The sequence below is a fragment of the Bacillus sp. ISL-77 genome, from assembly GCF_018613105.1.
The window spans coordinates 20,748-29,197 of sequence record NZ_JAGGQY010000059.1; the positions used below are offsets into that span (position 1 = coordinate 20,748).

Consider the following 8,450-nt stretch of genomic DNA (forward strand, 5'->3'; position numbering starts at 1 on the left):
TTTGATATGTTTTCTCACTTCTTGTTTGACCACTGAATCAAGTGAGCACTTCCGCTCTTAATGATTTCGGCAAGTTCTGGTGCAAGTGAAGGCTCGTGCAATACTCTACTTACTGCGTATTGAAACTCCAATTGAAATTTATCCATCTCTTCGCGCAGTAATCCAGCTTCCTTCGATTGCTTCCACATTAAATGAAGGCGCCATTCCTCCCAAAACACCTGATCTTCATCGTCAACCGTCTCTGACAGAAATTCCAAGCCATCAGGAGTTAACGTGCATACTTTTTTATCTGTTTGTTCATCAATTGAGATCAAACCTCTTTCGGATAAATCCTGCAAAGCTGGATAAATTGTTCCTGCACTCGGAGAATACACACCTTTACTCCGCTCTTCCAGCAGCTTCATCACTTCATAGCCATGTCGCGGCTCCTCCTTAAGCAGCTGGAGGACTGCTATTTGAATAAGTCCCCTTCGTTTTCCAGGCTTCTTTTTTCCTTGCTTCCTTTGATGAGATTTTTTTTCGTGAAAGTGGCGTGCTTGGTTTAAACCTTTTTCAGTAATTGAAAGCATCCCTTTTCTATTTACAATCATTTCTTCGTTAAGCAAATGCTCAATGATTGTATCGAAATTAAAGATTTCCTCACTAAGTTCCCCAAGCAAGTCTTCCCTGCTTATATCCTTACGACTCACAAATGTAAGGATTGTTAGAATGTCTTGCTTTTTTATACCTGACATACCAGCCCCCCATTCCTTCGCTATTACGATAAATTTTAATCGATATACATTGATAAAGCAATAGATATATCGATTATTTTTTTCGATATAAAAATTTCCTATCTTTTCACATTTTCCTAATATGTTCTCAGTTTGTCCAATTAACAAAAATCAAACGACTATTGCTTCCACTTTACTTAAAATAACAGATAAGTAAACGATTGATAGATGAGTATCCCCATAGCTGAAGCTAGGGGTTTCGAAAGAATAGGCTTTAAAGCCGCATTGTCTTTACGAGGGCTACCACAAGTCCCGCTACTACATCAGACCGAGGTCTTCAGCTTTGCATTTCTCTTCTTTATGATGATTATTTTTCGTGGGGATTGGAGGAACTGTTTTCTCTCCAGTCCTTCGAAGACATCATTGGTATGTTTACGGACAATATTAAAAGCTCCATTCACATCGGCATGGATCAAAATCTTAGAACCTTTGATTTTGTAAAAAGCTCGACTGCTTCTATACCCGCTAAAATTAGTTTGGTGCTCTTCCCCGTAAGTTGGAATCGGGTCATGATTCAAGAAACTAGACTTGGAGGTGTAGCTTTCTTCTCGAACAATGAATTGAATTCCATGTCGCTCTGATTTGTATCGAATCATTCCTATGAAAGTGGTATATGGGATTTGTATGAAGGTTTGTTTACTAGTCTTTTGCATATCAACCTCCATCTTCCAACCCTTTTTTTTTCCAATGATGATCGTATCTATGGATCTTTCTTTCGCAATCTCCACCACTTTTGCGCTGGCCTTATGTAAAAAATCCATGACTCGATTGTTCCTTTTTCGGTCTAATGAAGTTAATCTTTTGCTGTTAAACTTCCGTTCCTTTGGTCCTTTACCATTTCAAAGGATACTCATGTATTTCGCTCTTAATTTGTTATAATATTGATTGATCGATTTTAACCATTTGCCCTTGATAAGCAGAGGCTTTAGCCCCGTGTTATCGATGATAGTTGCCAGGTTATCTACGCCCAAATCAATACCCATTACTCGTTTCGGCTAATTAAAGGAGCTACGTTATTTACAGAAAATATCGTTGCCCTCATCCCTCTTCATCATCCATTATCTGATCGGGAATCGATTCGGTTACGGGATTTAAGAAATGACCCATTTTGTGTCCTGCCTGAAGGATTTGTATTTCGCGAACAGGTTGTTCAAGCATGTAAGAATGCAGGTTTTTCACCACAAATCGCTTTCGAAGGGAAAGATATTGATGCATTAAAAGGGTTAGTGTCTGCTGGCTTAGGGGTAGCGTTGATGCCAGAGATGACATTGGTAGATAACATACCACGGTCCACTGTCGTGATTCCCATATCAGATACGAGTCTCACACGCACAGTCGGTGTCATCTACCCGACACAACGTCAACTGCTCCCGACCGAAGCATTGTTTTATGATTTCTTACTTGAAACCTACGAAAGGTTAAATGAGTTTAGAAAGTAAAAATTTCGTGAAGAACATTCTCCGGGTCGTGCCAGGCACGGAGATTAACAATATTCTTAAGAAAGAAACGTCCAAACTTCCATTGTTAAAAAGAAAAAGCTACCTTCGTGGCAGCTCGATCTTCCCTTCTTGGATCCGTTAGCAGAATACCAGTTATTGATACAAAATATCGTCTCTTAGTGAAGCTACTTGAGTTAAAGCTGTATCTATATCTATTTCATTCACTCCAAAGTGAGCAAGAGCATCGTGAAGATGTTTTACAATAGCATTATAATGGGCTGGTTGGAGATTCATTCCTTGATGAGCTTTTGCCATAGATTGACCAGAATATTGATTTGGACCGCCTAATGCAAAACTAATAAATTTTGACTGATGAGCTCGTTGTTTTTCCATATCCGTTTCTTTAAAAAAATGATTAACTGTCTCATCCTTAAGAACCAACTCGGAGTAAAAATAGTCCACAACTTTTGCAATCGCTTCTTCTCCGCCAACTTTTTCATAAAGTGTTTGTTCCATATATTCACTCCTACTTTGAATTTAATAGAAGTATTTTCTGCAGAAAAATTGTTATTATTCCTTATCTAAAATGGGAATGTGCAGCAGTCCACATTAATGCTTACTACTCCAGATAATTTATGGAACAAAAGATATTCGGGCGTAGTTTTGCCTATTCTCGCAACGCATCCGCAATGTTAATGTCTCTCATATTTTCATATATTATTTGGGTAGCGATGGGATGAATAACTTAAAGAGATATCGTTTCTTTTTAATTTTATTATTTGGGCTCATTATCCTTACTCTTATAAACCAATCAGTGGGATGGAACGCATTTCAATTAACAGGAAAAAGCATTTTAATCGACAATTATTGAATGTATGATACAAAACTTTATTTAATCTGCACACAGATTTTACAAGGCTTTAATATTCAGATGATATGCTTGCTTTATCAACGAATGAGGAGGCAGTAAAAATGAATGTGCGTGCAATATTTATTGATATGGATGGTACACTACTAAACGCCTCAAACAACATATCCCGCCGAAATATGGAAGCCATTTATACACTCATAAATCAGGGAGTCAAGGTTTTTCTAGCTACTGGTCGACACTATGAAGTAACCGCTCCCTACCATAAAGAAATTGGATTACGAACTCCAATGATCTGTTTGAATGGTGCAACAATCCACGATGCAGAGACAGGAAGAGCATTGCAAATGAAAACCGTCCGACTGAACGAAGAACGATTCCACCAATTGACCGCTGAATATCCTTGTAATGTTATGATCCATACAGCAAATGGGCTTTATTGTAAGGAAACAAATGAAGAAATCGATTATTGGACAAAAGTTGGGCAAATTCCGCCACGATATATTGGAGATTTAAGACAGGCAAATTATCAAGATGTTCTTAAATATAGTGTTCGAACAGGTGCACCACGTCCTGAATTATCCGCTTTCTTTAAAAAGGAAGCAGAAGTCATCAATTGGAATGACGGGTTTGAATTGGTTGCTCCTAATGTTTCCAAATGGTCTGCTATAAAAAGCTTACTTCGCGCCTATCGATTTAGTCCAAATGAAGTTGTAGCGATTGGAGACGGACCCAATGATTTAGAGATGCTTCGTCATGTCGGTACTGGTGTGGCAATGGGGAACGCCAGCGAAGAGGTTAAATTAGCAGCTGATTTTGTTACAGGACACCACGAAAATGATGGATTAGCTGAGTTTATAGAACGTTATCTTTATAAATCCTATGACTCATTTGTGATTTAGGGTTATTTAAAAATAACTTCTTGCAATAAAAAAATGGCAGGTGTGATCTATTTTGATAGATTCATACCTGTCTTTTTTATTAACGATATTTTAGTAATCAGAACAGAAGAAAAAAGAACTAACATTAAAGCCTTTTTTATCAAATAAACCCCTCCTTGTTATTATTATAAATTAAGTGGATGGTTTTTTCTTCCTTTTTTATCTTAAATTAAACAAGTTTAGCTTTAGAAATGTGCATATTTGACTTGTTTTTTCGGTAGACCTCATATTTTTTTAACAAAATATTATACTTCATTTCTATTTTTAAATGTTTCAAGTGTATACCTCTCGGGTAGATATACTATAAATGCGGATGTACTTTATATTCCACATTAACTATATTTTAGGAGGTATGATAGAATGAGTATGGAAAAAAGAATCGTTGGAACCTTTAATTCAGAGCAAGAAGTCTTGTATGCGATTGAAGAATTGAAACGTCAGGGGCATCGTGAAACAGATATGATGGTAGTGGCCGAAAATAGAAGTCGCATTCCATTGGTCATTTCACACACTGGAGTCATGGTAGAAGCGGATATACAAGTGAGTACCTTAGCAGGTGTTATGATGGACAGCTTTTTTACCATAATGACTGCAGGAATGGGCGGAGGAAAGGTAAACACTCTGTCGAACAGGCTTATTGAAAGAGGACTACCAGTATTTACATCAAAACTGTGTGAAGAGGAAATTAATAAAGGGAAAATGATTTTGCTGGTTGATACGAATGGAACTTACGACAGCTCTGTTAATAAAGCACACTATGAGACTGAAAGATATGAGACTGAAAATACAAGCGCCGTCCAACTCCGTGAAGAACAGCTTGATATCATAAAAGAGCGTGTCCAAGTAGGCGAATTACAGCTCCATAAAGAAATAGTTGAAGAACAGCGAACAGTGCAAGTTCCACTTATTCGAGAAGAAATATATGTAGAGCGCCGTCCTGTCATTAATGGAAAGGTTGATGGCAGCCCGTTTACAGCGGATGAAATTATTCGTATCCCCATTATGGAAGAACGAATAGAAGTAACGAAAAGACCGGTAATCGTTGAAGAAGTGATTGTAGGCAAGCGAAAAATTCAAGAAACAAAGCAGGTACAGGATATCATTAGAAAAGAAGAAGCGCGGATTGAGCGTTCTATCCCCTCGCCGATGGAAGAAAAGAAACTGGTCACCCAATTGGCCGTTGTAGGGCAAGAAGAAGTTATTACGGAAAGTCCCAATATTTTGATTGTGGAAGGAAATCCCGATATTGCAACCATAATGAATGAGGATAAAAAGCAAGAAACCCGCGAAAAACGCACAGGTTCCCTCGCGGTTCAAAGTGAAAAAAACAAACCAGAATCATCTGCCAGTAAAAATGAAAAAGCGAGCGGGACGCTAACAGATTCTCCTGTTCTTAAGGAGAATGAAAGTGAAAGTTATGTACCGGTTTCAGCAGCTATTGTAAAAGATGAAGCTTCTCACAATAATGAAAATTCTTCTTTAGATGAGGAAAATAAAAATAATAAAAATCAAATGAAAAGACGAAAAAATAATACTCAGTAAATAGGATTGGATAGACTATGAAGTTCTTAAATACGATAAAAAAAGCTGATTTCAAATCACTAAATTGTGATCTTTTGAAGTCAGCTTTTTTCTGAGGATTTAAATAAAAAACTGTAGGATTCTTACCTACAGTTTTTCCACTAATATTGATGTTGTTACAACTTAACCCATTACCTTCACCTTGTATTTATTAATCTTTTACATACCACTTGAAACACTTTCTGTAGAAATTCAAAATCATATCTTTTCACATGCTCCTAATAATTTCTCAGTCTGTTCAATTAACAAGAACATTTCATCCCAAGAATTTTGGGTATTAATATTCTGGGAATGCGCCAAGTTGTTTCTTAATTTTTCTAATTGTTTGAAATAATGGTTACCCTTGCTTTTTGTTTCAATACCCAAACGTTCCCTTAATTGTTTCTCATTAAGGACAATGTCTCTTTTATCACAAATCTGTAGACAATCACTTAATTGAATCGCTTCATTTTGTGACTTTCTAAGAGAAAATAATTCCTCAGCTAAGCTAATTCGATTGGTACTTAAATGTGTCTTCCAGGTATCTTCAGGAAAATAATGATTAATAATCCGATAAAGGTGCATCTCTAATAATGAAATCAACCCAAATAATAACATTCGAATCGGAGGTTTCTGGAGATCGGCTAGTGTCACAACTTTTGTTACCCTATTTCCTTCTAGTATAAATATTCTTTCTATCTCTTTTAAAAAAAATAACGTATCGATAAGTGGTGTTGATTCCGAGACAAGTTCCGTCGGACTAAAACTCCGATAATATTCTTTACAGGATCCTTCCTTCAATTCATTTCTTACTACATAACCAATGACGATTCCGTTATCTTCAACACCCAAAACATCATAGTCTTTTATAACCATCATCCTTTGAATCATTTCGGCATCGTCATGAAGATTACACGTATCCATAGTTTCTGAAATACTGTTCACCGTGATGTTTTGCTCGTATAAAGAACGTAGATTTTTATAAGAACTCACCTTATCACGCTGTTGCTTTGGAATAAATGTCAAAACATTACCCTCCTATTTTTATGTAAATGACAGTACGGCAACGATTAGTCTGGCAAATACAATCGTATCATTAATGTTTCAAAAACACTCAATATGTTTTCTGTTGAACTTAAACTTTTTCTTAATTCAGAAATTAAAGGTAGAAATTGATACGAATAACCTTGATAAACGCACAAAAAGAAAGAGCGTGTTTTGAAAAAAAGATTGATCAAAACACGCTCTTAATATATTCAATTGTATCATTTTTTAATAAAAAATTTTGATCATTTCTGTGATCCTTCCTCAATTAAAGCGCCCGATTGCTGAAGAAAGAAAAAACAACGTTGATTTATTAACGATGTATAAAATCATGCATAATAGAGAAATTGTGAAGCGAACGAAAAGTTGGTTTATTAACGTTTTTAAAATCTATCCAGTTCCTAAAATTCACTGATTATGTAAAATAGTTCATAAAACATAAAAAAGCTAGCTATATTAAGCTAGCTTTTTAACCTCATGGCGTTTTTCTATACGCTTTTCAATTTTTTCGATTGCTTGTTTATCTTTAAGTAATTCTAGCTTATTCTCTTTTATTAACTCTTCAAATGATTTTTTATGCTTACGCATTATAACACTCTTTTCTTTTTTAGATCGGTCTATTATAACATATCTGAATAATAAAACAATTCCGTTAGTTAAAAATAATAGAAAAATTATTTAGAATATTATTTTTCCTAATTAATTACCGACAAGCTTAATTATATAAATTAAAGATGAATATATAATACACCCGCAAATTAACCTATAATATTCTACTTTCTTATTGAACAAACCTGCCATTTATCGGATTAAAGACCAAGAAAAATGGACTGCTGAAACAGTCCATTTTTGTTCAATTCTTGCGCCCGATTGTTGAAAAAGAAAATAGGCTACACTCTTTATGTAAAACCCAAATTTTTAATAATAGATGAATATAAATTTATATAACTTGTGATAATAATAAAGTATTCCTTATTGATAGAATCCTTTGATCTCGTTAAACAAAGTTTATTTTTTACGAATTCTTTCTATGTAGAAAAAAACTTTAATCCAGTTTGATTGACGACTTCAGGCCAGCTTAACTTTAACCTGCGACAAATGGTTGTACTAAAAACTTGTCCTTTCTTCTTCAACAAATCATAATCCCTTTGGTTGGTTGAACCAATCCGTAGCAATTCTGTTTTCAACTCTTCAAGTATTTCTTGTTTTGTTTTCAATCTACTCACCTCTTTTTTATTTACAAAAAATCGAGCCAGAAAGATTGATAATGCATGTTTCCGCTTTAAAATGTTTTTTAGGTGTGGATTAAATTTGTTATACAAAATATTGAGATGTCTTACCATTTTCATCTATATAATCAATTACTGACTTATTTTCAAGAGTATCTTTTTTAGCTTATTTGAAAAGGATTTTTAGCGTTTTTTAGATCCCTTAACCTTTCTTTGATAAACTCAATTTGTTCCTCGGTAATAATAAAATCCTTAAGACGATCCTCAAAATGAGCAATTCGTCTTTCTAATTCCTCTATAGTAAGGCTATTAGTATTCTTCATAAATCTTCCAACTCCTTTTATTTGGTGGGACCCCTGGACTTGCTGGGGCCAATGCAACGCAAATTGCTTTTAAAGCTTCCAAAGGAAATTAACAAAGAAGGGCCAACAAGGACCCCTCTATTAGGAATTAAAGTTACAATTTTACAAATTTATATTACTCAGCAAGATTTAATACAGTTACTTTTACACGCGTCATCGATTCAAGGCTCTTACGGATACCTTGCGCACCCATTCCGGATCCTTTAACACCGATAAATGGGAAATGATCCGGGC

General features: G+C 35.3%; 10 protein-coding genes and 2 pseudogenes. 4 read left to right on the forward strand and 8 right to left on the reverse strand.

Translation table 11 applies throughout. The features are described from left to right. Nucleotides 1-14: 14 nt before the first annotated feature. The 3 genes from J7E77_RS23190 to J7E77_RS31850 form a co-directional block, all read right to left on the reverse strand. Nucleotides 15-734 carry a PadR family transcriptional regulator gene (locus tag J7E77_RS23190; RefSeq protein ID WP_214717200.1) on the reverse strand — a complete coding sequence of 240 codons (720 nt, stop codon included), beginning with the start codon at nucleotides 732-734 and terminating at the stop codon, nucleotides 15-17. A gap of 302 nt (nucleotides 735-1,036) precedes the next feature. Then, entirely contained in the window at nucleotides 1,037-1,534 is a 498-nt protein-coding gene (locus J7E77_RS23195; RefSeq protein WP_214717201.1) for an IS200/IS605 family accessory protein TnpB-related protein, read from the reverse strand. A 78-nt stretch (nucleotides 1,535-1,612) separates the two neighbouring features. Further along, nucleotides 1,613-1,756, reverse strand: coding sequence for a hypothetical protein (locus J7E77_RS31850; RefSeq protein ID WP_374103004.1), 144 nt, complete (start codon nucleotides 1,754-1,756; stop codon nucleotides 1,613-1,615). 15 nt (nucleotides 1,757-1,771) lie between these two features. On the opposite strand from J7E77_RS31850, the pseudogene J7E77_RS23205 reads away from it, so the two are divergent. Then, nucleotides 1,772-2,212 (forward strand): annotated as a pseudogene (locus J7E77_RS23205) (LysR substrate-binding domain-containing protein); the annotation flags it as partial. A 153-nt stretch (nucleotides 2,213-2,365) separates the two neighbouring features. Here the strand turns inward: J7E77_RS23205 and J7E77_RS23210 are convergent. Continuing rightward, a complete protein-coding gene (locus J7E77_RS23210; protein WP_214717203.1) occupies nucleotides 2,366-2,728 on the reverse strand; it encodes a group I truncated hemoglobin in 363 nt (120 codons plus the stop codon). 220 nt (nucleotides 2,729-2,948) lie between these two features. On the opposite strand from J7E77_RS23210, the pseudogene J7E77_RS31960 reads away from it, so the two are divergent. The 3 genes and pseudogenes from J7E77_RS31960 to J7E77_RS23220 all read left to right on the forward strand — a co-directional run. Beyond that, nucleotides 2,949-3,068: pseudogene (locus J7E77_RS31960) on the forward strand (permease); the annotation flags it as partial. Between the two features lie 116 nt (nucleotides 3,069-3,184). Next, on the forward strand, nucleotides 3,185-3,982 hold the full coding sequence (locus J7E77_RS23215; protein ID WP_214717204.1) for an HAD family hydrolase: 798 nt from the start codon (nucleotides 3,185-3,187) through the stop codon (nucleotides 3,980-3,982). Nucleotides 3,983-4,381: 399 nt separating this feature from the next. Continuing rightward, a complete protein-coding gene (locus J7E77_RS23220; protein ID WP_214717205.1) occupies nucleotides 4,382-5,563 on the forward strand; it encodes a YsnF/AvaK domain-containing protein in 1,182 nt (393 codons plus the stop codon). A gap of 237 nt (nucleotides 5,564-5,800) precedes the next feature. Here J7E77_RS23220 and J7E77_RS23225 read toward each other — a convergent pair whose 3' ends face one another. The 4 genes from J7E77_RS23225 to J7E77_RS23240 form a co-directional block, all read right to left on the reverse strand. After that, complete coding sequence (locus tag J7E77_RS23225; protein WP_214717206.1) at nucleotides 5,801-6,607, reverse strand: hypothetical protein; 807 nt, start codon at nucleotides 6,605-6,607, stop codon at nucleotides 5,801-5,803. A gap of 474 nt (nucleotides 6,608-7,081) precedes the next feature. Continuing rightward, nucleotides 7,082-7,213, reverse strand: a complete 132-nt coding sequence (locus J7E77_RS23230; RefSeq protein WP_251027038.1) for an FbpB family small basic protein — start codon at nucleotides 7,211-7,213, stop codon at nucleotides 7,082-7,084. Nucleotides 7,214-7,653: 440 nt separating this feature from the next. Continuing rightward, complete coding sequence (locus J7E77_RS23235) at nucleotides 7,654-7,842, reverse strand: hypothetical protein (RefSeq protein WP_088090008.1); 189 nt, start codon at nucleotides 7,840-7,842, stop codon at nucleotides 7,654-7,656. A 173-nt stretch (nucleotides 7,843-8,015) separates the two neighbouring features. Next, nucleotides 8,016-8,177 (reverse strand): hypothetical protein, encoded by a 162-nt coding sequence (locus J7E77_RS23240; protein ID WP_214717207.1) that lies wholly within the window; start codon nucleotides 8,175-8,177, stop codon nucleotides 8,016-8,018. Nucleotides 8,178-8,450 lie beyond the last annotated feature (273 nt).

Coding starts and splice junctions, on each gene's coding strand:
- J7E77_RS23240 (WP_214717207.1), bottom strand. CDS start 8,177: ATGAAGAATACTAATAGCCTTACTATAGAGGAATTAGAAAGACGAATT.
- J7E77_RS23195 (WP_214717201.1), bottom strand. CDS start 1,534: ATGGATTTTTTACATAAGGCCAGCGCAAAAGTGGTGGAGATTGCGAAA.
- J7E77_RS31850 (WP_374103004.1), bottom strand. CDS start 1,756: ATGGGTATTGATTTGGGCGTAGATAACCTGGCAACTATCATCGATAAC.
- J7E77_RS23230 (WP_251027038.1), bottom strand. CDS start 7,213: ATGCGTAAGCATAAAAAATCATTTGAAGAGTTAATAAAAGAGAATAAG.
- J7E77_RS23190 (WP_214717200.1), bottom strand. CDS start 734: ATGTCAGGTATAAAAAAGCAAGACATTCTAACAATCCTTACATTTGTG.
- J7E77_RS23210 (WP_214717203.1), bottom strand. CDS start 2,728: ATGGAACAAACACTTTATGAAAAAGTTGGCGGAGAAGAAGCGATTGCA.
- J7E77_RS23215 (WP_214717204.1), top strand. CDS start 3,185: ATGAATGTGCGTGCAATATTTATTGATATGGATGGTACACTACTAAAC.
- J7E77_RS23220 (WP_214717205.1), top strand. CDS start 4,382: ATGAGTATGGAAAAAAGAATCGTTGGAACCTTTAATTCAGAGCAAGAA.